Source organism: sulfur-oxidizing endosymbiont of Gigantopelta aegis (assembly GCF_016097415.1).
In the GTDB taxonomy this organism is placed as follows: domain Bacteria; phylum Pseudomonadota; class Gammaproteobacteria; order GRL18; family GRL18; genus GRL18.
Genome location: NZ_JAEHGE010000001.1, coordinates 1,671,516 through 1,696,280, shown reverse-complemented (window position 1 = coordinate 1,696,280; position 24,765 = coordinate 1,671,516). Strand labels below are relative to the sequence as shown.

General features: G+C 37.8%; 22 protein-coding genes and 2 pseudogenes. 5 read left to right on the top strand and 19 right to left on the bottom strand.

The features are described 5' to 3' along the window. The first annotated feature begins 90 nt into the window (after positions 1-90). On the top strand, positions 91-1,455 hold the full coding sequence (locus JEU79_RS08550) for a hypothetical protein (protein WP_198263770.1): 1,365 nt from the start codon (positions 91-93) through the stop codon (positions 1,453-1,455). Here the strand turns inward: JEU79_RS08550 and tnpC (JEU79_RS27400) are convergent. The 4 genes from tnpC (JEU79_RS27400) to tnpA all read right to left on the bottom strand — a co-directional run bounded on the left by tnpC (JEU79_RS27400) (position 1,431) and on the right by tnpA (position 3,709). Next, positions 1,431-2,165 (bottom strand): IS66 family transposase, encoded by a 735-nt coding sequence (gene tnpC / locus JEU79_RS27400; RefSeq protein ID WP_281400851.1) that lies wholly within the window; start codon positions 2,163-2,165, stop codon positions 1,431-1,433. The genes JEU79_RS08550 and tnpC (JEU79_RS27400) overlap by 25 nt on opposite strands. Next, positions 2,056-2,961, bottom strand: coding sequence for an IS66 family transposase (gene tnpC / locus JEU79_RS08545; protein ID WP_281400850.1), 906 nt, complete (start codon positions 2,959-2,961; stop codon positions 2,056-2,058). Before tnpC (JEU79_RS08545) ends, tnpC (JEU79_RS27400) begins: the two co-directional genes overlap by 110 nt. 74 nt (positions 2,962-3,035) lie before the next feature. Further along, positions 3,036-3,389, bottom strand: a complete 354-nt coding sequence (tnpB, locus tag JEU79_RS26255; protein ID WP_246540120.1) for an IS66 family insertion sequence element accessory protein TnpB — start codon at positions 3,387-3,389, stop codon at positions 3,036-3,038. Continuing rightward, positions 3,386-3,709: an IS66 family insertion sequence element accessory protein TnpA gene (gene tnpA / locus JEU79_RS08535; protein ID WP_198262602.1), complete on the bottom strand. Its 324-nt coding sequence runs from the start codon at positions 3,707-3,709 to the stop codon at positions 3,386-3,388. The genes tnpB and tnpA overlap by 4 nt, the downstream gene beginning before the upstream one ends. 92 nt (positions 3,710-3,801) lie before the next feature. On the opposite strand from tnpA, the gene JEU79_RS08530 reads away from it, so the two are divergent. The 3 genes and pseudogenes from JEU79_RS08530 to hypE all read left to right on the top strand — a co-directional run bounded on the left by JEU79_RS08530 (position 3,802) and on the right by hypE (position 5,536). Next, on the top strand, positions 3,802-3,981 hold the full coding sequence (locus JEU79_RS08530) for an IS66 family transposase (RefSeq protein WP_425511142.1): 180 nt from the start codon (positions 3,802-3,804) through the stop codon (positions 3,979-3,981). A gap of 186 nt (positions 3,982-4,167) precedes the next feature. Next, positions 4,168-4,648 (top strand): annotated as a pseudogene (locus tag JEU79_RS28450) (IS3 family transposase); the annotation flags it as partial. Positions 4,649-4,837: 189 nt separating this feature from the next. Continuing rightward, complete coding sequence (gene hypE / locus JEU79_RS08515; RefSeq protein ID WP_281401055.1) at positions 4,838-5,536, top strand: hydrogenase expression/formation protein HypE; 699 nt, start codon at positions 4,838-4,840, stop codon at positions 5,534-5,536. 126 nt (positions 5,537-5,662) lie between these two features. On the opposite strand, the gene JEU79_RS08510 is transcribed toward hypE, so the two are convergent. From JEU79_RS08510 to JEU79_RS08460, 11 genes and pseudogenes are all read right to left on the bottom strand, one after another. Further along, positions 5,663-5,890 (bottom strand): PLD nuclease N-terminal domain-containing protein, encoded by a 228-nt coding sequence (locus JEU79_RS08510; protein ID WP_343074955.1) that lies wholly within the window; start codon positions 5,888-5,890, stop codon positions 5,663-5,665. Between the two features lie 38 nt (positions 5,891-5,928). Then, positions 5,929-6,318 carry a response regulator gene (locus JEU79_RS08505; protein ID WP_198263767.1) on the bottom strand — a complete coding sequence of 130 codons (390 nt, stop codon included), beginning with the start codon at positions 6,316-6,318 and terminating at the stop codon, positions 5,929-5,931. Next, positions 6,311-7,225, bottom strand: coding sequence for a sensor histidine kinase (locus JEU79_RS08500; protein ID WP_214660532.1), 915 nt, complete (start codon positions 7,223-7,225; stop codon positions 6,311-6,313). Before JEU79_RS08500 ends, JEU79_RS08505 begins: the two co-directional genes overlap by 8 nt. A 249-nt stretch (positions 7,226-7,474) precedes the next feature. Further along, positions 7,475-8,595: pseudogene (locus JEU79_RS08495) on the bottom strand (IS3 family transposase). A gap of 33 nt (positions 8,596-8,628) precedes the next feature. After that, on the bottom strand, positions 8,629-9,171 hold the full coding sequence (locus tag JEU79_RS08490) for a hypothetical protein (protein ID WP_198263765.1): 543 nt from the start codon (positions 9,169-9,171) through the stop codon (positions 8,629-8,631). A 24-nt stretch (positions 9,172-9,195) separates the two neighbouring features. Continuing rightward, a complete protein-coding gene (locus JEU79_RS08485) occupies positions 9,196-9,678 on the bottom strand; it encodes a hydrogenase maturation protease (protein WP_198263764.1) in 483 nt (160 codons plus the stop codon). Then, the gene (locus JEU79_RS08480; RefSeq protein WP_198263763.1) at positions 9,671-10,990 is read right to left on the bottom strand and encodes a Ni/Fe hydrogenase subunit alpha; all 1,320 of its coding nucleotides are present in this window, start codon (positions 10,988-10,990) and stop codon (positions 9,671-9,673) included. Before JEU79_RS08480 ends, JEU79_RS08485 begins: the two co-directional genes overlap by 8 nt. Positions 10,991-11,008: 18 nt before the next feature. Next, positions 11,009-11,782 carry an NADH-quinone oxidoreductase subunit B family protein gene (locus JEU79_RS08475; RefSeq protein WP_214660531.1) on the bottom strand — a complete coding sequence of 258 codons (774 nt, stop codon included), beginning with the start codon at positions 11,780-11,782 and terminating at the stop codon, positions 11,009-11,011. Continuing rightward, positions 11,782-12,654, bottom strand: coding sequence for an FAD/NAD(P)-binding protein (locus JEU79_RS08470; RefSeq protein WP_198263761.1), 873 nt, complete (start codon positions 12,652-12,654; stop codon positions 11,782-11,784). The genes JEU79_RS08475 and JEU79_RS08470 overlap by 1 nt, the downstream gene beginning before the upstream one ends. Further along, positions 12,651-13,673, bottom strand: a complete 1,023-nt coding sequence (locus tag JEU79_RS08465; RefSeq protein ID WP_198263760.1) for a 4Fe-4S dicluster domain-containing protein — start codon at positions 13,671-13,673, stop codon at positions 12,651-12,653. Before JEU79_RS08465 ends, JEU79_RS08470 begins: the two co-directional genes overlap by 4 nt. 356 nt (positions 13,674-14,029) lie before the next feature. Beyond that, the gene (locus JEU79_RS08460; protein WP_198263759.1) at positions 14,030-14,611 is read right to left on the bottom strand and encodes a PEP-CTERM sorting domain-containing protein; all 582 of its coding nucleotides are present in this window, start codon (positions 14,609-14,611) and stop codon (positions 14,030-14,032) included. 628 nt (positions 14,612-15,239) lie between these two features. Here JEU79_RS08460 and JEU79_RS08455 point away from each other — a divergent pair. Then, complete coding sequence (locus JEU79_RS08455) at positions 15,240-16,235, top strand: IS30 family transposase (RefSeq protein ID WP_198263758.1); 996 nt, start codon at positions 15,240-15,242, stop codon at positions 16,233-16,235. A 242-nt stretch (positions 16,236-16,477) separates the two neighbouring features. Here the strand turns inward: JEU79_RS08455 and JEU79_RS08450 are convergent, their stop codons facing one another. The 4 genes from JEU79_RS08450 to JEU79_RS08435 form a co-directional block, all read right to left on the bottom strand. Further along, positions 16,478-19,705 (bottom strand): type VI secretion system Vgr family protein, encoded by a 3,228-nt coding sequence (locus JEU79_RS08450; RefSeq protein ID WP_198263757.1) that lies wholly within the window; start codon positions 19,703-19,705, stop codon positions 16,478-16,480. A 75-nt stretch (positions 19,706-19,780) separates the two neighbouring features. After that, complete coding sequence (locus tag JEU79_RS08445) at positions 19,781-20,548, bottom strand: LysM peptidoglycan-binding domain-containing protein (RefSeq protein ID WP_198263756.1); 768 nt, start codon at positions 20,546-20,548, stop codon at positions 19,781-19,783. Beyond that, positions 20,539-22,050, bottom strand: a complete 1,512-nt coding sequence (locus JEU79_RS08440) for an Lcl domain-containing protein (RefSeq protein ID WP_198263755.1) — start codon at positions 22,048-22,050, stop codon at positions 20,539-20,541. Before JEU79_RS08440 ends, JEU79_RS08445 begins: the two co-directional genes overlap by 10 nt. Next, a complete protein-coding gene (locus tag JEU79_RS08435) occupies positions 22,051-24,765 on the bottom strand; it encodes an HET-C-related protein (protein WP_198263754.1) in 2,715 nt (904 codons plus the stop codon). It abuts the gene before it with no gap.

Below are 24,765 nucleotides of genomic sequence, written 5' to 3'. Positions count from 1 at the left end.
AGAGGGAGTTTGATCAACACAGGGCAAACTAAAGAGCCTTAAAAAGCCATGATACAATTGTTTTATTGAAAACAACCTGTATTGATTATAGTGAAAAAATTACCTCCAATTCCAGAGATACCTGAAGAAGAAAAGACACCGGTAGTCCGATTACTCCTTGCTTTCATGGAGCAACAACAGGAAATCATTCAAAACCAACAGGTTGAAATCGATGCCCTTAAAACAGAAGTTGCTAAGCTTAAAAAGCTACCTCCAAAGCCTAAAATAAGAGCCAGTAAATTGCCAAAGGATGATGACAATGATAATCCGACAGGTCATTCAGGAAGCAAGAAAAACAACTCAGGAAATGGGACTAGTAAAAGTCGTAAACGAAAGAAGAAATTGGCTATTCATAAAACCACCGTTATCAAACCAGATAACCTGCCAGAACATTCACGTTTTTTAGGGTGTCAGGATTATTTTGTTCAGGAGCTGCTGATTAAGCCTTTCAATACTCGTTATCGATTGGCTCGCTATAAAACACCCGATGGTGATACCTGTATAGGAAAATTGAGCTTTGATACACATATAGGACATTTTGGCCATACATTACAGAGTTATATCGTTTATCAATATTATCACCAGAGAGTGACTCAGCCATTGATAATACAACAATTAACAGAATTAGGTTTTGATATTTCAACGGGTCAGATCAATGAGATTTTAATCCATGACAAAGACCATTTTCATACTGAAAAAAATACATTGCTAACTGCCGGTATCAACAATAGTACTTATATCCATGTTGATGATACGGGTAGTCGTCATGATGGAAAGAATGGTTATTGTACTCACGTTGGCAATGAAACCTTTGCCTGGTTTTCAAGTACTCGATATAAGAGCCGGATTAATTTTCTACAATTGTTACGAGGTGCTGCTGTTGATTATACGCTCAACGATGCAGCACTTGATTATATGAGAGCAGAAAAATTACCTCACAAGCCATTGAGCGTTATTGAACAAAGTCATCAGACTTGCTTTGATAATGAAGAAGCCTGGAAATACTATCTGCAGAACAATAGTATCATAACACAACGGCATGTTCGCATTGCCACAGAAGGCGCTTTACTGGGGGCATTAATTAACAGTGGCTTTCCAAGTGATTTGGTGATTGTGAGTGATGATGCAGGACAATTTGATATTTTGTTGCACGCATTATGTTGGATACATGCAGACAGAGTGTTTCAGCGGATACTACCACTCAATGAGCGACATGATAAAGAACTGAACTGGGTACATACTCAGATTTGGGAACTATTTTATGATCTCAAACAATATAAACTTGAGCCAGATGATCCGTTGAAGTCAGCGATTGCTGAACATTTTGATGAATTGTGCCGGACTAAAACAAGCTTTGAAACGTATACGTCAAAACTTCCCACGTTGACGTATCATTCCACTTTATTTAAAGGCTGAATTTTTTCAGTCAAATTCCATGGCAACAATTGCTCTAAAGCCTCATCATCATAATGCCTGCCCAGCTTAGGTAACTCAGTCAGAATGTGTGTTAAAAAGGCAAAGGGCTCTAGGTTGTTTGCTTTCGCTGTTTGCACGATTGAATATAAAATAGCACTGGCCTCAGCACCACGAGGATTTTGGTTCATGACCCAGTTTTTGCGCCCAATCACAAAGGGTTTGATCCGCCGCTCTGCCATATTATTATCAATCTGGAGGTTGCCCTCTTCAAGATAGACAGTCAGATACTTCCATTGATTGATCACATAACGAATAGCGACACCCAACTTACTGTCTTTTGTTGTTTTAGTCACTTTATCATCACACCACTTTTTAAAGTCATCCAGTAGTGGTTTGCTTTTTTCCTGACGGATCAGGTAACGTTGTTCAGCATTGAGCGGTTTGATTTGTTTTTCAATCGCATACAATTTAGCAATTTTACTGATCGCCATTTGTACCATGCCAGGCTTTTTCTGACTGTTCTTGGGTAATGCTTTTAAGGCATCATGGAACTTGCGACGAGCATGTGCCATGCAGCCTAATAAAGTGACTTCACTGTTCTCATTTTCGAATATATGATAACCGGGAAAGCCATCCGTTTGCAGGTAACCTGAAAACCCCGTTAAAAAGGTTTTGGCATGTTGGCCTGCACGAGTAGGGCTGATACTCATACAAAACAATGGGACACTTGGAATGATAGCCGCCACTTTGATAGAGCCACATATAAGATTTAGGGCAATTCTCACGTCCATCATGGATCACTCGCATCGTTGTTTCATCGGCCTGGATGATTTTCTGCCTAATGAGATAATACAACAACCGATTATAAAAGGGTTTGAGTAATTCAGCTGATTTAAGCACCCAGTTGGACATACTGGCTCTGGAAAGTGTTATCTTATAGCGTTTAAATATCGCTTCCTGTCGATAGAGAGGCAAGCTGTCTAGGAATTTAGAAACAATGATATAGGCCAGCAGGCTGGGTGATGCAAAACCTCTAGGAATGGGCTGTGCAGGCTTAGGAGCAGTTTTAACGCCTTCCTCACAAGCACGACAGGCATATTTAACCTGAACATGTTCTACAACATATACCTGAGCAGGAACAATTTCCAGTTGCTCTGAGGTCTCTTCACCAATTTCATGCAAGTGATGACCGCAGTCACAGACTTGTTCTGCTTCAGATAACTCATGACGAACAACTTTACGAGGTAGGTCTTTAGGTAAAGGCTTACGACCGGGCTTTTTACGCTCATAAGTAATGGTTTCACGGACTTCCGGTGCTTCTTCGGCGAACGTTTCTGCCTCATTAAAGAAGTCGGGGTGGGCTTCTTTTTCACTGGAAGTACCAAACCGTTTATGTTGCAACAGACGAAATTGTTCCTCATACCAGTCCACTTTTGACTGGAGTTCAAGCACCCTGTTTTTGAGCGTTGGTATGTCTTCTGGTAGTATTTTGCCTGTTGAACTCATGCGTTATATTATACTAAAAATGAGCGTTAAATGCTTGTATTTATTCTGTTTAATGCGCATCTAAAGGGACTTTTTTAGTTGTTTTCCAGACCATGAATTTCAGGGTGAGCATGGTGTTGTGTGCAAGATAAACCATCCAGTAACCACTGTAATTCTCTCAGTGTTAACGAAAGAGTGGGTTGTTCTTTTTCCAGGCCACTGGAATTTCCCTTTTTCAAGTGTACGATAGTAAAGCCAGAAACCATTACGCTCCCAGTACAGTATTTTAAGTTTATCTCGCTGACGATTACAAAAACAAAGACACTGCCATCAAAGGGATTGTGTTCCAATTGCTCTGAGACAATCAGTGATAGCCCATTGGTTGCTTTTCTCATATCGGTAACACCAGAAACCAGATAAACCTGATTGACTGTGATGCCCGTTATCATGAAACAGTCCTGAGCAAATCCAGAATGGACTTGAGCTGATTCAGGTTCGTATCAGAATTGATTTCCAAACTGAAACCATTGGTATGGCTTACTTTAATTGCATTGCTTGTGGGGGAATTGGCCAGTAAATTAATGGGAATGAGTTGATTGTTGGTGTTGACCTGTTTTGATGAGCTAACATAACCCAACTTCTTTCGATAATAGCTAAAAATATGAGAGGGTATCTTATGTTGTTGACAATAAACTGCCTGGCTTAAGTTACTGGCTTGGCAGGCCTCTATGTGTTGCTTCATCGAAGCATCTTTTGAATGGTTGCTCATTTGTATCTCCAAATTACGAATTGAAGATCATAGTTTGAGCTAACTGAAGCTTATTGTGAACGTGGGTTTTAATTGACGTTTACTTTGAAACGTTGAATCAGGCACTGAAACGATTGGCAAGAAATAAAACAGAATTACTGCTGGTATTGGAACGGCCTGATATTCCTCTTCATAATAATTTGAGTGAAAATGATATTCGAGAATATGTTATTAAGCGTAAAATTAGTGGTAGTACACGCTCAAAGGATGGGCAACTTTGCAGAGATACCTAATGTGGCTATACTTAACCGGACACACAACTTAAAATAACTAAAAGATAAAAAGTGTGACCTAAAATGAATGATCAAACACGCTCAATAAAAGCTATACATCAGAATTTAAAGAATCAGCTGTCAAATTAGCTAATGAGACGGATCAACCTAGACTGCCAGGGAGCTAGGTATTACCCGGTAACGATTCTGTGCCGTTTTATGGATGTTTCCCGTAGTTGCTATTATGATTGGGTTAGCTCTCCTAAAACGGATAGAGAGAAAGAAAATGAAGCGCTTACTGAGCAGCTAAAAAACTGTTTGAAGACAGTCGCAAGACTTATGGAACCCGTCGTCTTAAAAGAAAACTGGCTGAAAAAGGCGTTCATATAAGCCGCCGGAGAATTGGTCGATTAATGAAAAAGCCGGTTTGTTTTGTAAAACGAAGAGACGCTTTAAAGCGACGACTAATTCCAAGCATAATAAGCGTATATCTCCAAATTTACTGGAAAGAGAGTTTACTGTCTCTCAACCTGATCGCTACTATGTGGGTGATATTACCTATATTGCCACCAAGGAAGGCTGGTTATATTTAGCGGTTGTCATTGACTTATTCTCTAGGCAAATTGTTGGCTGGTCGATGGATGAGCGAATGAAAGCCAAGCTAGTCAATGATGCTTTACTGATGGCCAGGATCATTACCGTTGTGAAAATACCTTGGGTGAATGGAACGGCTCTATCGTTCCAGAGGGCAAAGCCCTTTCTCTTCATTGTTTAAAGTTAACATGAGAAACTAAAATGATAGGAAATACAAAATGACAAAAATCACTTGAAACAGCCAAAAAAATATTTAGAAAACTGTCCGGAAAAGTGTTGACACATCAAACAATTAGAACGCATTGTTAAAAGTATGGCTGAAGCCGCCAAAGAAGCCGGAGTATTCATTGTCACAGGGGATACGAAAGTAGTACCCAAAGGAGAAGGTGCGGGTGTATTTTTTGCAACCAGTGGCATTGGTATAAAAAAACCCGGCCTAAAGTTGGGAATGGAATACATTAAAAGCGGTGATAAAATTTTGGTCAGTGGTACAGTGGGCGATCATGGTACTGCCGTTATGTTGGCGAGAGAACAATTTGGTCTTAAAGGTGATTTGAAATCTGATGCCGCATCCGTATTTCCCTTAACTCAATCACTATTCGAATTAAAAGGCCTACGTTTTATGCGCGACCCAACTCGTGGTGGTCTTGCCTCAGTCTGTCATGAAATCAGTCGTGTCATTCAAAAGGAAGTGCATTTATACCAGGCAGAAATCCCTATCCATGAACAAGTGGATAGTGTCTGTGAAATTCTTGGCTATGATCCACTTTATTTGGCCTGTGAAGGCAGAGTCGTTGCCATCGTTTCAGAAAAGGATTCACAACAGGCATTAGAAATATGGCAGTCAAACAATGGCGGTCAGGATGCACATATTATCGGTGAAATAAGAGCGGGCAATGCCCAAGTTGTATTAGAAACTGAATTAGGTGGTGAGCGATTTCTTGAAGAACTTGAAGACGACCCTCTTCCTAGAATTTGCTGATGAATAGAACCTAAGAAGTATAAATCAAGACCCACACGCGGCTTATCAATTCAAAACCAAACAAACCAGCCGACAATAAATGTTATAAAGGAACTTTGTAACATTCAAAGACACATTATGCGCTGATTATATCTTGAGAGATTTATCACCTGGACCCACAAAAAACCAAGCAATTAAACCGATAAGAGGTAAAACCAGAACAATAACAATCCATAACACTTTCATAATGGTTGATTCTGAACTTTTTACAATTTTAAAAATAGCAAAAATATCAGCGATTAAAATAATGAGGCCTAGAATACCATTCACTTGCATACGGTTAACTCCTATTGTGAAATTATATTTATCACCCAATCATCAAACATAAGCCTTCTTTTATCAATATCTCTAAATTAATATAAGGACTTAATCTTTTCTAACAATTCATCAGGTTTCACAGGTTTTTCAATAAATCCATTGACCGGCATAAAGTCACGACTAATATCATTTTCCGTAAAACTAAAGCCTAAGTTGCTTAATTGATTGACCGCACTGAGTATGAGTACGGGTATATGATTGACTGATTCATCAGCAGCCATTTTTCTTGCCACTTTAAAACCGGCTTGCGCATCTTCTGGAAAAACAATATCCAATAAAATAGCATCTGGATTTTCTGACTGAATGGCTTCGATGATATTATCCGTATCCATTTTTGACACAACCGTATAATCATTGGCTTCTAGGATCATACTGATGCCATCAATAATATCCCGGTCATCATCAATTATCATTATTTTACTCATAAGAAATTTTCCCTTCTTTAAAACAAATGGTAACACTCGTTCCTTGATTAAGAGTGCTTTTAAGCTGTAATTCTGCCCCTAGAATTTGACTACACACTTTTACAATGGATAAACCTAAGCCTGTCCCACCTTCATAGAATTGAGCAGCATTATTGGTTCGATAATGCTCATCGAAAATTTTATTGATTTTGTTTTCATCAATACCAATTCCCCTATCTTCAATGGTGATACAAAATGTAGTTTGATTTTGTTCCTGTTTTTCATTCAGAATAATATGAATTTCACCATTAATATAAGAATAATTTATCGCATTGCTCAATAAGTTGGTGAAAATCAATTGTAAATTTTCTTCATTGGCTAAAATGCATTTACCCTCACTTATGCCTTCAGTGGACAATTGATTAGTAAATATTATTTTTATATTTTTTTCACACGTTAAATTTTGATTATTAACGATAAAATCATCGATATATTTTTCTATATCAATTAAATAAAATTGTGCTTTTTTTTCATTGTCATTACTTGCATCAAGAACAACATAAGATTTTAAATTACCCAGCTTGATAATGTCAGTCACATTATTTAACAAATAATCACATCGTCGGCCAATTCGATTTATGATTTTTAATACTTTATCGTTAATATCACCAGCATAACCCGCATTCATCGTATAGACATAGTTTTTTATGGCCGCTAATGGTGCTTTCAACTCATGAGTACTGCGTAATGTGGCCTGTGTTTTTTCTTCATCCAGTCTTATCATATCCAGATAGCTTTGCTCAAGTTCTAATTCATTTTTTATGAGTCGAGAGGTAATACTCGACAGGAGATACCAGCAAAAGGCAACACATGAAAATAAGATTATAATATAAATCAATAAAATAACTGGCTGTGAAAAGATAACCATTTTAAAGGTAGAATACAGTGGACCCCATTGTCAAGACAGCTTTCTCAAATATTAAGATATAATTCTGTTGGTTATTTATAGTATTAGTCTTATCCACATATCCACAGGTCTGCCAGTAGTCCAGAGACGCTTGCGATATATCTCAGGGCTACTGGCTTGGCCTGTGGATATGTGGACAAGGCGGTTGCCAGTAAAGTTGATTATCCTCTCATCATGCTGCCCGTTTTAAGTCTGGAACAACTTCTTTCATCACGCCATAGATCTCTGCTGCAGGCGTTTTCCACCGTGTGTACTGTGTGGTCGTTCATGGTTGTAAAACTCAAAATATTCCTTTAATGAGCTCTTTAGCTCATCAATACTTTGGTAATCCTTGAGGTAAATTTCCTCATATTTTACACTTCGCCAGAGTCGTTCAATCATAATGTTATCCATTGCTCTGCCTTTGCCGTCCATGCTGATTTTTATATCATTGGCCTTTAGAACACCTGTAAATGCTCTGCTAGTATATTGAGCACCTTGATCCGTATTGAAGATTTCTGGCTTTCCATATCGTCGCAGTGCTGTTTCCAGACTACTGATACAAAAGCTTTCTTCCATGCTGGTTGACACTTCCCAGGACAGCACAAAACGGCTACTCCAGTCCATAACAGCACTTAGGTAGACAAATCCATGTGGCATCCGTAAATACGTGATATCTGTGCACCAAACCTGGTTATTCCTATTAATATCAATTCCTTTGAGCAAATATGGATAGAGGTTATTTACTTTGCAAGGCTTGCTGGTATTGGGTTTTGGTGCCACTGAAACCAATCCCATGATCCGCATAAGCCGTTGAACTTTTTACGATTAATTTTATAACATTTCAATCTTAATGCATTACGAATTTGACGACTGCCATAGAATGGATGTTTTATGTACAACTCATCAATCAAATTCATTAATGTTAAATCTTTATTTTGCAGAGGCTTTTTAGGTTGATAGTAATAGCTTGAACGGTTCAGGCCGATAAGCTCACATTGTTTTTTGATGCTCAACTGAGGGTGCTCTTTTTCTATGCAACACCGCTTTTCTGCTCTACTCAGTTGAACATCTTCAACTTTTTTGACAGCCAGTCAGCCTCTACTTTTAGTTGACCTATTTGGCTGTACAGGTGTTCTTTTTTCCTTTTCATGTTCAGCATCTTTATTCTCTAATTTTTTTGAAAAAGTATCGGCTGCACCATCAAGCATCTGCTTTTTCCAGCTATTGACCTGGGTGGTGTGCACTTCAAATTCTGACGCAATTTCTGCGACTGTTTTTTGACCTTTCAAAGCCTCAATGGCTACTTTTGCTTTAAATTTGTTGTTGAATGTTTTTCTTTTTGTGCTCATTTTTTTGTTCCCCGTTAGGTTAGCTCTTATATCTTAACCTATTGTCCAGTTTTCGGGGTCCACTATAGAATTTACAATGGAAATTATTGGAATTATTTGAAAAAACTCCAAAATCAAAGGCATTATCACCATAAAAAGCCCTGACAGTGCAATCAAAAGACTTTGTCTTGAAGTAAAAAAGAGAGTGGCTAAAATGGTATTGGGGATAATCATAAGTATAATAGGCGTTTCAATACTACCCAGGGTATAAACAACCAAGGTTAATGCCATATAATCCGTCAAAATTTGCATAATGAGGTAAGAGCGCAGTTCAAATGTACCCAAACATTTTTCATAGCTATAACGCAGTTGATACTGATAAAGCGAATTACACAAAAACAAAAAAAGATTGGCCGCTAATAAATACTCATATTTTAAATTAATGGTTTGTTGATCCAGCATGAAATAAATCAACATGATCAGTAATGAACTGATACTGAGATAATACCAGCGAATTGATACTGACCAATTTAACCGTTTAACCAGTTCTTTGACATGAACATCCTGAATACAATGGATGATATTTTCTGTTGCCACATTATTTACTCTTAATTCATGTTCCTAAGTAGTAGATACCGAGATTAAATTATTTATTTTTTCTAATAATAAATCCGACATGACATTCATATTTTTTTGTAAAATATCACTCAGACCCTGCTTAAATTCAATTTCTACTGCTTGTACGGCAAAGAAATATAAATCCTGTTCAAAGCCTAGTGTTTCAGCTAATGCTAAGGCATCTGAAAAACCAAAGCCATGTGTTGATAGCACATTATGATGTTGTTCTAAGACACATTCAGATTGCTTAAACCACTTATATTCACCACCCTTTAGCCCCATGTCTGCACAATCAACAATAATAATTGACATATTAATTGCTAGCAATTCTGCAGCCACTGACAAAGCATCGCGACTTTCCCATAGCTGCACATCAATAGTAGATGGCAATTGATTTTTTATGTTTTCTACAATCGCAATACCAATTCCATCATCCCCCCTATTTTGATTGCCGATAGCAATTAAAGTAAGCAGGGACTTAGACAAACTTCACATCCAACATGTGAACAGAACATGAAATACAGGGGTCATAGGCTCGCAACAACATTTCCATATGAGAAGCTAAAACCTCTTTTTCCATGGAAGGTAACATTTGTGGTACAAATTTTTTCATATCACGTTCAATATTATTAATATTCTGACTGGTAGGAATGACCGCATCGGCATGATTACAAATGCCATTCGCATCAAAGCCATATTCATGAAACAAAATCCCCCTTGGGACTTCAATTGCACTACAGCCAATGCCTTCATTGGCTTGGTAATTCAGGTCTTCCATTTGTAAGTCGTGAGCCAATACGGTTTGTAATGTTTCTATACAATGATAAGTACAATGAACAATTTCTACCATTTGAGCCAGGTTATTTTTGTACGGGTTATAACAGGGAATTTTTAAATTCAATGTATCTGCTATTAATTTTGCCTGGGGATGTAATTGTTCAAAATTATTATTCACTCTTGCTAGGGCTCCTACCATATAGGACTCTCTATTCCAGCGAGACCATTTAGCAGTGGAATGTGCCACTGTAAATTCATTGGTAACGTTACGATATTCAGATTCTGGCACCGATTTTTTTATATCCGAACTATAAATTTCACCTTCATACAAGGCATATTCATCAGGATGTTTTAGACTGACATATTCTGTTTCCCTTTCATAGTCTGGCCAGTTTAATTGGCTGATAAAATCCACCATTTCTTCAATGTCTTTAATCGATTCGTGCAAACGCTGCAGCAATGCTTCGAGCTTATTTTTATCGGGTAATTTCCTCCAGCCAATTAAAGTGGGCATCATCGGGTGTAGTGCGCGCCCGCCTAAAACCGTGGTAAAATCATTGGCTAGTTTTTTTAATTTTAAGGCTTTTTTTATCAGTTCCGGATGAGAAGAAGCCAATGGTAAAATACTTTTTACACCGACATAATCAGGGATTGCAAAAAAATACAAGTGTAAAGCATGACTTTGCAAAAATTGAGATTCATTTAATAAGACTCTCAATAAACGGGTTTGTGGACTGATACTTAAATTAAGTGCATTTTCTACTGCCTTGATTGCCGCTAACTGATGGCCAACACAACAAATACCACAAATACGACTGACAATTTGTGGTACATCATGGGGAGAAACCCCTTTGACAAGATTTTCAAAAAAGCGATTGGCTTCAACAATTTCCAGTTTAAGATTTTCAACTTGTCCCTTTTTTACATCAATCAAAATACTGCCATGACCTTCTAAGCGAGTCACATGATCAATTTTAATATGAACGGTCTTCTTTGAAGTGTTAGTATTAGTGCCTGTCATTATTTATCATACCCCAATTCAAGTCTGACTTATTTTTTCTGCACTGCAAAATAGTCTATAACGACTTTTAATCGCCTCTTTTGAAATACCCTTACTCAACATTAATTCATTGTGAGCATCAACATTAGCATAGGGCAACAAGCCTCGACAAGCATCACAGACATGGCCATTATTAACACAAATGGCATCACAGCCACCATAAGCAATAGGACCCAGACAACTCATGCCTTTATCAAAAACACATTCATTGGCATTGCGCTTACATTCCACACAGACTGCATTTTCTGGGAAATGAGGTATTTGCTTACTTAATAATGCCTTCACTAATACTAAAAATTCATCTGCCGACATGGGACAACCACGTAAGTGGAAATCTACTTTCACTATCTCTTCAACTGAGCGCACCCGAGCATGTGCCCATAGTGGCCAATAATTTTTATCCACCTGAACACGATTGCGCGCTTCTTCTCCATAAATCAGTTTGTAGTTTTCAGCAGGGGCAATAAAATTGGAGCGTGCTTGCACATTACCATTGCAAGCACATGCCCCCAAAGCCACGACATACTGACTTCTGGAACGAATGTCGATTAAGCGTTTACTATCTTCTTCACGATGAATACTACCTTCAATAAAAGCAATATCATAGCGTTCACTTTTTTCTGAAAAGGCCTCTCTAAACTCAACCAGATCTACCAACTCTAATAACTCCAGTAGGATATCTTCACAATTGAGTAGGGCTAACTGACAACCTTCACAACTGGCAAAATCAAAAAAGGCAATTCTAGGTTTCATCAATTCAGTGCCTCAGGCAGATCTACTAACTGAGAATAACGAAAAACAGGCCCCTCTTTACAGCAATACACATGATTGATCTGACAATGACCACATTTGCCAACACCACAGCGCATTCTACGTTCTAAATCGAGATAGATATTCTCATCTGGAATATTAAAATTTATTTTGATTTCCATCAAGACAAATTTATACATGACGGGAGGTCCGCATAAGATGAATTTTGTGTGTTTTTCATCCAGTTTCAATTGATGAATTGGCTCTGTCACCAAACCCACTTGACCATCCCATTCAAGAAAATCGACCGCATCAACCAATTCAATAATAGTACAGTCAGGTTGTTGTTTCCATTGTCTTATCTGTTGCCTGAATAATGCTTCTCTGGGCGTTTTTGAACCGATAATAAGATGCACTCGAGCATATTCTGATTTATTTTCCATAATGGGAATAATAAGTGAACGCAAAGGCACCAAACCTAAGCCTCCGGCAATGATAACAATATCTTTAACAACACTGTCTTTATTATCATGGCTGATACGAAAATCATTTAAATCAAACCCCGAGCCAAAAGGCCCCCGGATACTGATTAAATCTTTTTCATTTAATTGATGTAATACGCCTGTGACGTTACCGGCCTTGCGGATCACCATTTCCAGCACTCGACCACTTTGTGGACTGCTACTGATTGAAATAGCACACTCACCAATACCCGGTAGCCCGACCATCACAAATTGTCCGGGTCGATGATTAAGCGGTTCCGGTAGTACGACTCTGAATAAGCTTTCGTGCTCTGTTAATGGCTCAACTCGCTCTATTTCTGCCATCATTGGAATATAAGGATTATTTATAGAGGAGCTTACTGGTGCATTCATCGAACCCTAGCCTCTGTCTTCTCTTTAGGGGCAGAACCGACGGATGAACACACATCATTGACAATATCAAAGATATCAATGCCCGTTGTACATTGACGCCCACAACGCCCACACCCCGTACAAAAAGTTTGCTCAAATCGTTGGGGCAAATAATCAAACTTCCTTCGAACCCGATGCCGTTGTCTGGCTGCTGACTCAGGCCTGAAATTATGACCACCAGCAACTTCAGCAAAGCCCGGGTTTAAACAAGCGTCCCAATGGCGTGTTTTACTGCCCTTCCCTTGTGCTAATTTAACATCCAGTTCAAACTCATCTTTTATTTCAAAGCAATAGCAGGTTGGACAGACCAGATTACACGTACCACAGGAGAAACAACGTTCTGCATATTGCTGATAAACCTCATCAGCATCTTGCTCATGAATGATCTGTGATAACTGTTCAACCGAAGTCATGAATTGTCGACCAAAGGGGCTGGGACGGCTGGCAATCGCATTTTGCTTTAATTCATTGGCATTGTCGCATGGTTCAGCAACTAAACTTTTGATTAAAGCTTCACCTCTTGGACTTTGTACTTCTAATAAAAGCCGCTCTTTATCAACCAGCGGCGTAATAAAGATATCTGCTCCTTTGTGAAAATCCAGCGACTGTGCCGTTTCACAAAAACAATGATCATCACAGGGGGTCAGACAATTAAAAGCAATAATGGCCGTTTTCTCTCTGCGTTGTAAATAATGCATATCTTTTATGCCATCAGAAAACACCGCATCCATTAAATAAATACCTTTTAAATCACAAGAACGTACACCAGCAAGGATCTGGGGTTTGATACTTTCCCCCTGAGTAAAATGATAGCGGCCTTGTTCATCTCTATGGTAGGTAAATAGCGTTTCACCATCAGGAAACATATATTTCCCTGGAGGTAAGATAGTGGGTTTGTACGATAGTAAATCTAAAGATGTGTTATTTTTGTAATCAAGAGGTTCAAAGCGATAATTAACCCCTTCTGTTTTTTTTGGCAAAAAAAATGACTGTTTTCCAGCAAGAGAGAAAAACCAGGATGTGAGTTGTTCAAGGCTGCTAAGGTAAGCTTTCATAATAGGTTGTTTCAAGCAATGATCCTATTTTAATATATAGTTCATTTCACCCATAAATCAAGGAGTTTTTTATTAATAATTAAAAAGAACCACCTCAGTACAGACTATCTTTGACCTTCAAAGGAAAGTTAAAATCAAACCACTTTCGTTGTATTGCATGCAATATTATTGAGAAAGCATAAACTTAAATTTGTCTTGCTATGGGATCGACTATACGCCAATTATATTTTCAGGAACATTGCACCAGGATTAAAAGTTTTAATCCTGGAAGAGAACTGCTATTAATAAATATTCCTGCGATCTCTGTGACTTTTTTTTCGCTTGCAACTGAGACAAAACAGGCCTAGCCCCATTAACAAAAGAGTAGCGGGCTCAGGGATGGTGGGAGCTTTGCTGAACGATAAATTATTGATAGAAAAGCTGTCTCTGTTGCCAGCTCCTGAAAAAACAATAGTATCAAATGTATCATTTCCAATGACACCGATAAAACCGTTGTATTGATTGCTGATATTATCATTTGCAGGATTAAAAATTTCATTTCCCAGACCGTCAAAGTTACCGCTTATCTGTGAACCAGAATTAATTGATATGATATCAAAGCCAAAAGCTAAAATTTCCCATGGAAACACCCATGTCAGCGTTGAAGTACTAGTGACACTGCCAAAGTAACTCCCTGATGAAAGAATACGATTGTATTCAGAACTTTTAAGACTGGTTGAAACCACGCCGGAATCAAAAGTAATACTATCTGCATTGTTTATTTTATTATCAAAGTTATCAGTTTTTAAACTACCAACAATAGCATTTTCCCAGTTCGTTCGATCATAGAAAATTTGGTAGGCGTAGGTATTAACTGCGGTCATCACCAATATTATTAGGATAATGAATTTCAAACAGGCTGTTTGCAAGGGTTTTAAGATTAGTATGGATTCTGAGGTTGTTTGCTGACATTTCATGATTGCACCTACTTAGAGGGAATTAGATTGTAATTTTATTATTGCATATATTACACCATAAGGAAAACAACCTTTGTTATTACAAGGTTAATTTGTGAGTTAATTACTAGGGTATTACTTGATTTTATCCACTGTATTTATTTAATAAATCTTGTGCATTCTTATTGGTTGTTTTTATAACAGCGCTATTATGATGTGATTTTGTATTGATCTAAGTTTCATCTATTTTCCTATTAATTCAATATTCTTTTTAAGTGAATTATAACTAAGTTCTTTATCTTCTTTTAGTTTGCTTAGATTCAACTCATAAGTGCAACACTATTTGGTTGTATTTGTGATATTTGCTGGTTTATCGCTGGCTCATGAAATTCCCGGGGTGGCCGAGCGTAGCGATGGCCACCCCGGGAATTTCATGAGACAGCGACGCGCCTGACGGCGCTACTAAAAAAATCATAAGTACAGCAATGATTTGCTCGAAAAAATGGCCAATTGCTTGTAAAATCGGCCATTTTCTCCTGCAAGAGTAAAGTGACTTATGAGAACTTACAAGCAATTGACACAAGAACAAAGATACTACATTTCGACTGAGATTAAAAATGGCATTTCCCAGTCTAAAATTGCTCAGGCGATTGAGGTGAGTAAATCTACTATATGCCGTGAAATTAAACGCAACGCTGGTTTACGTGGCTATCGATTTAAGCAAGCTCAAGAAAAAGCCGTTAAGCGTCGCTACAATGCTTCTAAAGCAATTAAAATGACGGATGACATGATTGCCCTTATTGATGAAAAGCTTTCACAGCACCAGTGGAGTCCTGAACAGATATCAGGTTGGTTACTGAATGACAAAATGCTACTTCTTAGCCATGAACGTATTTATCAACACATATGGGATGATAAGAAGCAAGGTGGTGATTTACATCAGTATTTAAGGCGTCAGGGAAAGAAATACCAAAAGCGTGGTAGTAACGGTAAAAGCAGTCGAGGACAAATAATTAATCGAATTTCCATTGATGACCGTCCTAAGATTGTTGATGATAAACGTCGTGTTGGTGACTGGGAAATTGATACAGTGATCGGTAAAGGACACAGTGGTGCTCTGGTCACGATTGTAGAAAGAAAAACGCTTTACACATTAGTAGCAAGAGTGAATGGCAAACAGGCTGATTGGGTGACACAAGCAACAATACAATTGCTTAAACCCTTTAAAGACAGGCTTCATAGTATTACCGCAGACAATGGTAAAGAGTTTGCTTATCATGAGCAGGTAAGCAAAGCTCTTGATACAGCATTTTATTTTGCCCACCCTTATTCTTCATGGGAGCGAGGGTTAAATGAAAATACTAATGGACTGATTAGACAATATTTTCCTAAAGATACAGACTTTAAAGAAGTGACTGATAAAGAGGTTTACAACATGATGGAAAAACTTAATAATAGACCTAGAAAGGCACTCGGCTTTCAAACACCATTCCAGGCAATGAAAAAATCATTTGCAAGAACTGGAACTTCCTGCGTTGCACTTCAGAGTTGAATCCGCGTAACAATGAACCGAGTTTATTTTCTGCTACGGGCAAGGAGAGGTCATGGTTTTGCGCTCTTTCCTTAAACCATAGACATTGAGTGATCATACGTCCTTGAGGGGTATTGTCTGTTTGATTAAATTCAGTCAAAAAACCATCCAATAAATAATTACAATTCTCAATAATATCCAGGCGTTGTTCTTCCGTATCAGGCATTTTCTATTCCTTGGGTAATAATTTTAAAAAGGAAGTATCAAGCGTTGTTTGAGTACCACCACCGCTCAATTTTCCCTAACGTACCAGTTGTATAACCATCAGCAGCATCATAGCGGATCAATTCAGTCGCCTTACCAATAGTGGACTGAAGTCCCGTTGTTGGCTGGGTAACCTCCATCAGATCAATACTATTCGCTTGATTAAAGCAGGGTAAGGCTAAATAATTCTTAACCCCTTCTTTATCCCAATAGCCTTGTTTGAAATATTTCTTTTTGACATTTTGGTAACCCGCTTCATCCAGTAAATAGGCTGAGTTATCTAAATTCCGAGAACGACCGGCGGTATTAAAACCGTACATTTTATCCCCTGCATTGAATGATTGTTCAGTAAAATTATCACCTGATTTCAAGACCTGTTTAATTTTACGATCATCCCAGTTTTGATCTTCTAAAATGTCACTGATAATCTCATCTTTTTGTGACAAATCCCTCATATCAATTTTACGAGTCGTTTTGAAGGAGTTCATCGACGTTTCTAAATCAGGGGTTAAATCATCTCGATTATGTAATCCATGATGAGGATTTTTCAACGGAGTAGTGATTATGATACGAGTATTATGAGTTCCTTTTTTCTTTGTTTTCACTTGCTTGCGTTTTAACAAGGTGCTCATTTGTTTTAATAAAGGCTGTAGTTTCTTGAGCTTTGACAAATGTCGAGCACTGGCGGCAAGGCCTGCGCCTACAGTAAAAATAGTCAGCAGGATATCAAATACAACCTGACCACCGGTTTCTGTATACTCTAGTGAATGCTGGGCATCCAAGTAGTCGATGCTGAATTGTTTAAACAGTTGATGGGTTGCATCATCACTGAGTAAGGCGGCATAAGTTTCAAGATCCTCATCGGCAAATTGTTGCAATTCTTTATGAGCTGTTTTAAGTGCTTTTAGATCCTCTCTAAATTTAAAAGGGGCGGTAATAGGATTGCTTCTTAAAGCCAGCTCATACATCAGACTGCCTGTGCCTTTGAGTAATTCCCAAGCAAAATTGGCTAATCCCGTCAGGCCATTCCATACCCCATTTTCGGCCGCTTTTTTATATAAGTCAATCTGTGCTAATGCATTACTGCCGGGAAAGTCAAAGCCATAGAAACGGGCATCTTGTAGTTTCTTTTCAATTGCTGCGGCTTCTTTGACTTCATCATTCAAAATCTGCTTGAGTATTTGCTGAATTTCAGATTGTTTGGTTTTGATTTCTGTGTCGATATCAGGCTCATATTCAACGCTATAAATACCCGCTGGCATTTCCTTGTGTGTCGCCATACCACCTGAATCTAATTGACCTTTTATTGTCTGACCATTGGGTAAAGTGAGCAAGTAGTTTGCCTCTTTAGCCGGCTCTATCTGCCCTTTATCATCAGGGAAGCTCGTTTGATGTTCCAGTTCAAGCCAGTGTTTTTCTTTTGTTTCATTATTGCTCAGCGACTCTAAAGGCAAGGGGTTTAACGGATTGTCTGAGTCAGTACTTGATTTGATGATATTCGGTAAGACTTTTTCAATGATTTCGTTCTTTGCTAATGACTTCAACATACAAGGAATACAAATCCCCTGCTGATTGTCATTGCCGGCTTGCAAGAGTCTTGAAATCTCGCCCTTAAAGGCAATTTTTTCCTGATTTGGGGCGCTCTGTGGGGGGATGGGTTTAAACACTTGCCCCGGTTTATCTTTGTCTGCTTCAACGGCCTGAGTGACACTGATGGGGATGGCGGCGGTGGCAGGGCCCGCACCGGTGCCGCCATTGAGTTGGATGGCAGCGCCTTGGGCGGTGACACCCGAGGCATCAATTTTGATGAAACCACCACCGGCTTTGATGGTGAGTTCACTGCCCGCTTCAAGAATGATTTTTTGCCCGGCTTTGAAGTGGGCATTGTTTGCAATATCGGCTAAAACGGCCTGGCCTGCTTTGCTGTGTTGATTATTGCTGATTTTAATGGAATGGTTCTGTGCGGTTTTTTCATTTTGATTGTTATCAATGGTGTGGTGTGAGCTGTCTTTGATGAATTCATAACGATTATTATCAACAATCAGATGGCGGTCATGCTTGATGATATCTCGTCGGTCATTTTTGGCACGTATATCGATATCTTTTTCGGCATGAAAATAAACTTGTTCTTGGGCTTTTCTATCTTCGATGCGAATTTCATTATAACCCTTACCACCTAAGGTTGAGTTGCTTTTGATGGTGGTGCGAGTTTTGTGTTTGGGTAAGGCGTAAGGCGGCTTATGGCGTTCATTGTATAAGCGCCCGGTGATGAGTGGTCGGTCGGGATCGCCGTGCAGATAGCCCACTTTGGCTTCTTGTCCCATGCGGGGCAGGACAATACTGCCCCAATGTTTGCCAGCCCAGGTTTGTGAGGAGCGTAGCCAGCAACTGCTGTTTTCGTCCTGCTGACCTTCTCTATCCCAGGGGAATTGAACTTTACTTTGGGCGTGTTCGTTGGTGTAGATTTCTTCGCCGGAAGGGCCGGTAATGGCACTGCTTTGATAGCCGATAATGTTTGGTTTTTTGTCTGTCACCGGCATTTTATAGGGTGTTATCGCCGGTATACATTTGCCTTTATTGCGATAGGTGCTGGGATTGCCTGAGCCGAATTCATCCAATGATTGGGGTTGTTCTGCTTCATGGTCGATATGAGTGAGTAAATATTGTTGATTGTATTGGCCATTGGGGTTGTCATAGAGTTCATAGCGCATCCCTGCGCGTAGGCGTTGGCAATTGCTCGCTAGTTGACTCTGCTCACGAAAGGTCTGGTGTTGCTGTAGTTTTAAGGTGGTTTTTTGGCGCCCTGAGGATGTCAGTGCTGAAGGCTTGAGATCGTAATCACCGGGACATTGGTAGTCTTCCAGTGCGCTGTCATAGTCTGATTGTTGGTGGTTGTTCAGTCTGTCCAAGGGCTTTTTGAAGGCGTAATCACGAAAATGGGTGCTGCCGTATTGCACTGAAAAGTGCTTGTTAAAACGATTGATGACTTCTTGATCGGCATTGAGGCTATCATTGGGGTGATATTGTACGTTTTTGTCGATATTGATAAAGGGGAAAGCACCATTGTGATCGGCAATCACCATGAGATGTTTATCTAGCGCATGTTCAAAGTGGTAGTGGATACCATTTTCGGCCATCAAACGGGAAATGAAATCAAATTCACTTTCCTGGTATTGGACGCAATATTCTTTGGGCGAATAGTCAGCACTGAGACGTAGTTCATACATAGAAACTGGAAAATCAAGATGATATCGCCTTATTAATATCACTTAGTTTTATCCACGGTATTTATTTTATATGCTTTAACAATAGCCATTATTATTCAATAAATCTTGTGCATCCTTATTGGTTGTTTTTATAGCATCTCTATTTTGGCTATTGACCATAAATTGTTCTTGAGTCAAGTTTAATTGTTCCCCTTCTGCCAGATCATGCCATGGCATGGCTTGTGTTAAAGAATGCGCCAATGCATTCCATGCGATGGTTAAATAGTGCAAATTAGCTTCTTTATTGGAACGAGAGTAGAATTTATCTGAATCCACATCCATACAGCCCATATTTTCAAGTCTTTGTGCGATACCGGTGGGCGTTTCAATGGGATCAAGATGCGCGACATCAAGTGTCCAGTGATAGATTGCGACACCCGCTTTGTCTTCGACCTCAAAACTTAATTCTGCTTGCTTGTCATCGTTAGTGATTTCCAGCGAAAGCTTGCCACTGGCATCCAATTTACCACGAAAGGTTTTATCGCCTATAACTACTGTATAAGGACTATCAGCTAAAGCTTGACCTTGATCAAAAAAATCATAAAGCTCAATATTCAGAAAGCGTTTTTCTTTATTTATGATGATTTCGTTATCAGTTTTAACCGTCAGTTCTTCTGTTTTGGTTTCTTTTTCTGGAATAAATAATTCATCACCCAGAAATATTTCTTCAGGATTGCTGCGTTTATTTCTAAAAAAGTCATTTGCCGCGTTTTTATAAATGGTTTCATATTGATTGAAACCGTATTTCTTTGCAATTGAGGTCAGACTTTCACCTTGTTTCACAATATGTTTTTTTACTGGCATGTCACACCTTTTTGTTGGCAGTATGATTGTACTTCTTCTGCGGTTAATGTTCTGACTGCTTTGATGTTTTCTATTAGTTTACCTCGGTGTTGACTTAAGCCAATTCCTCGTCTTTTACCAGCACTCACAGATATTTCTTTTTCTCTTGATAGATTGTCAGAATATGAAAATTTATCACTGACATGAAATGAGGTATAGTTAGGATTAAATAACTTATTTAAATGAATTTTATATTTACCATAATTAGTACCTTCAATCAAAGAAGAAACTTCAGGAGTTGTTGGGATTCGCCAATCATTAAAACCATTAAAATTGTCTTTATTCAGTTGTATGATATATTCTTCTTTTTTAGTAATATGTTTATACTCACTAATAGTCCTGCTAGAACCTTTTTGCCACATTAAATTAGTTGCTAAGTCCACTAATACATCAGCATTAACATCAATGTAATAGTTTTTAAAACATTGGACATCTGCATACAAGAAATTAAAACCGATTTGAGATAGCTCATATTCCAAAGAACCTTTATCTATTTTGATTGTATCTTCTTTTATTTGAAAATCAGTCATTGATCTATTAAGGTATTTTATTGGTGTTGAACGTAACTTTATCGAATTAATATTATCGGGCCACTCTGGAGAGTCGGGTTTTCTTATTAATTTTTGGTCGGCATTATATTGTTCCCAATGTTCACAAAGTCCATCTTTTTCATCAAAATCAGATGGCGGTATAGGATATGGGGGAGGCTGATTTCTAACCATTAACAGTTTTAGCTTTTGTATCTTTACTTTATTTCCTTTTATAGTTTCAAATGGTTCAACAAATGAGCTATTATATCTAACACCACCAACCCAGTGTAAATCTTTATCTGGAAATTCATCCGAAACCCAAGCACTCACTTTACTGTGACGAAAAACATGACCAGAGTCAGTATAAAGTGATGCTATTTCTTCGAGGGTTGGCATTCGCCAATCATTATAACTAAGATAATTTTCTTTATTTAAAGATGATAATATTCTTTTTGCCTCATCAAGTGTTAATTTATCAGAATAGTGTTCATTCCACATTAAATTAGTCACTTTATCAATACGCACTACTTTTGTTTTGTTTTTTGATAATGCTAGGCTAAATTGCTTAATTTCATTTCTAAAACAACCTTGTTTATATGTAAAATTATCAAAAAAATTATATTGATAGAGAATTTTCAAATACTCCTTTTCATCAACCACTTTAGGGTTGCTTCTTAACTTAACGTGCTGATTTTGTTTTGGCCAGTTTAAATCCAAAAAAGTTGTTCGCATCAATATTTTATCTTTGATATATTCAAATTTCCTACAGCCTTTTACAACTGACTCTTCTGTATTCACCAGTTTTTTTGTAGCATCATAAATAGATTGATCACCTTTGACTATAATCCCTTTTTTTGCAGCACTTATAGGTGTTGCCATCAATAAAAAAAGCATTGCTATTATGATGTGATTTTGTCTGAATTTAAGCTTCATCTATTTTCCTATTAATTCAACATTCTCTTTAAGTGAATTATAACTAAATTCTTTATCTTCTTTTAGTTTGTTTGCTTTGACTATCAGATTCGAACTATATTCTTTGCTTACTTTAACAGGGGTGTGTCTGTGAGCTGGCATTAGTTCACCCAACTTATTTTTTGTCAGCTTTTGTTTCAGTGACCAGTCTTTAAAAATTTCCCAACTTCTTTTTGATGTCGTTACTTGATACCACCAATTATCATTGAGTTCTTTGTCAGAAATAGCCTCTGTAACATTAATCGTCTTTTGTTGCCCTGGAATAAGAATCACTGTTCCCGTATGAAAGGCCATATTGTCTTTCACGGGATAACCAATATTATTCAGTAATAATATACGATTAATCTCTTTTTCTAATCCGAGTTTGCTTTTAGCCCTCAAGGCATCCGACGCTTTAGCCCATTCACGCTTTGACAATAAATTTTCAACTTTTAATATTGGAAAGTTGTGTCGGGCAATAATTTCCCACGTTAATGTTTTTTTCTCAATGATATGCTCACCTTTGTTATTCTTTTTTTCCACATAATAACTATTATATTTTTTGGCTAACTCACCTAAAGTCGATGGTTTTTTCTGAGCATCGATAATAAAACGTTCATTTGTAAGATAATTTTTTTCCACAGTTTTTGTTTCAGAAACAAATGAACTAGGATGACTCATAAAATATTCTAATAGTTCCAACCAATCGATTTCTCTTGACACACTGAGTTTATTAAAATTTGAAGAATCCAAAGAAGAAGATTTTATTTTAAAAACACGTTGTTGTGGATTTGTGGTCAGTTGATGCATAATATACCAATGAACACTTTGTGCACATTGAAAGGATGGCTTATGGAACAATTCATCACCGACATCTTTGGCCATAAGGCTATGACAACCAATACGCTGTGCGCCTGTCCATTCATGAAAATAACTTGCCGCATAGGCCATTAATAATTCCTTGGTTTTTTCACCTAAAAATTCAGGTAATTTTTTCTTTAGCCACTTTAATGGATTTGATAAAAAACTGATTAGAGTCTTAAGTGACTGATAAAGACTGACACCAGCTTTGTATCGAGTCCATAAAACAATGGCATCTGTATAATTATCTTTGACTTCTTTTGGCACATCATTGTATTGCCCATAATAATTTTTAGCCAAGAAATCAGCAATGGGCTTTATTTTCTTGGTGCGTTTCTCAAGCTCTTTATCATCTTTACCCATAGTGATAACAATTTTCCAGTCTTTAACTGTATCCGTGTTAAGCAAGTATTCTAAGGCTTTATTTTTTTTACCTTTTGGTTTTAACTGTTCTTTTTCTATAAATTCATCTAATGTCTTCTCATTCTTTAAAGTCAACAACTCAACAGAATCTGTAAAAAATTGTTTATAGTTGTCTTCAACCTTTGATGCTGTGTCGGCTGTATTTTGTACCTTGTCAAAAAGTAGTTCATGAGGCCAATTAAAGAGTGATTCAACAATATGGCTGAGCGAATGAAATGTATCAATAAAATCAAAATACCCGGTGGCAACATTTGGCTCTGGCATGAATTTTTCTATTGCCTCTTTATCACCCTCTTCTTTCGGGCCTGACCATTTTAACAATCGCTTAGTATAGATTTTGCTATTTTGTGACTCCATTAAACGATACTTTTCAAATGCATCTTTTTTTAGCATACTGGCATGTTCAATAAAATTAGAATGGGCAAAATAATCTTCAACCCCATGTAATACATGGCCCAAATCAGCCAAATAAAAATCCCATTCTTTTGAATTTTCTATTTCATAGACTTCATTATCCATTCCAATAAATTGTTTTTTATTAAAATCAAAGGTATGTTGCCCCCAATTATCATCAATTTGGGTTAACTTGCCAGCGAGGATATGAATGTCATCACGCAGATATTGATATAAATGACCTTTCTTTTCTTTGATTTGCGAATTTTTTGATAAAGGTGCATTGGCAACCCTTGTTACATAATTATCCTGCCCATTAATTCGGTATTTAAATGCATCCGGCCTATCAATATGTTCATGGGGAAAATATTGTGTTAGGTTACGATCCATAATCTGCAAATAAATATCATCATCCATTTTTTTGCCTTTGCCATCATTCGACATGACAAACTTTGCATACCCTAGCGTTATAACAGTACTCCTGACAGCCCATTCTAATTCTGAATATTTTGAGCTTTCTTTATTATCAATAAGAGAGGAAGCAGAAGTCGTTCCCGCTGAAACAAAACTACTAACGTCTCCATTAACTTCTGTTGCAACATTAATAAATGCTTCAGATAGTTTCAAGGTTTGGACAATATCTTCTGTCGATGCCAGCCTGCTCCCCATCTCGATATAAATTTTTTCCAGAATATCATCCACCATTTTTAAGCCGGATTTTGACTTCCTGAGTGTTTTTACACCATCCTGTAGGGTTTCTAAGCCTTCCAAGGCAACATTTTTTGCCGTACTTTCAATGTCAACAACCGTTGAGATACCAAAATTAAGTGCCTGAGTAATTTCATTTTGAATACTATTAAATGCAACAGGATCAATAGCCTGAGAAAAATCAGTCAGCCAATTGCCCAAATAAAAAGATTGCAGGTTAAATTCTTTACCTGGATTAGCTTCTGCAATGGCTTTTTTTAGTATCTCTTCACCAATTTTTGAAATTTCGTGATGCTTCCCTGCACTACTCAT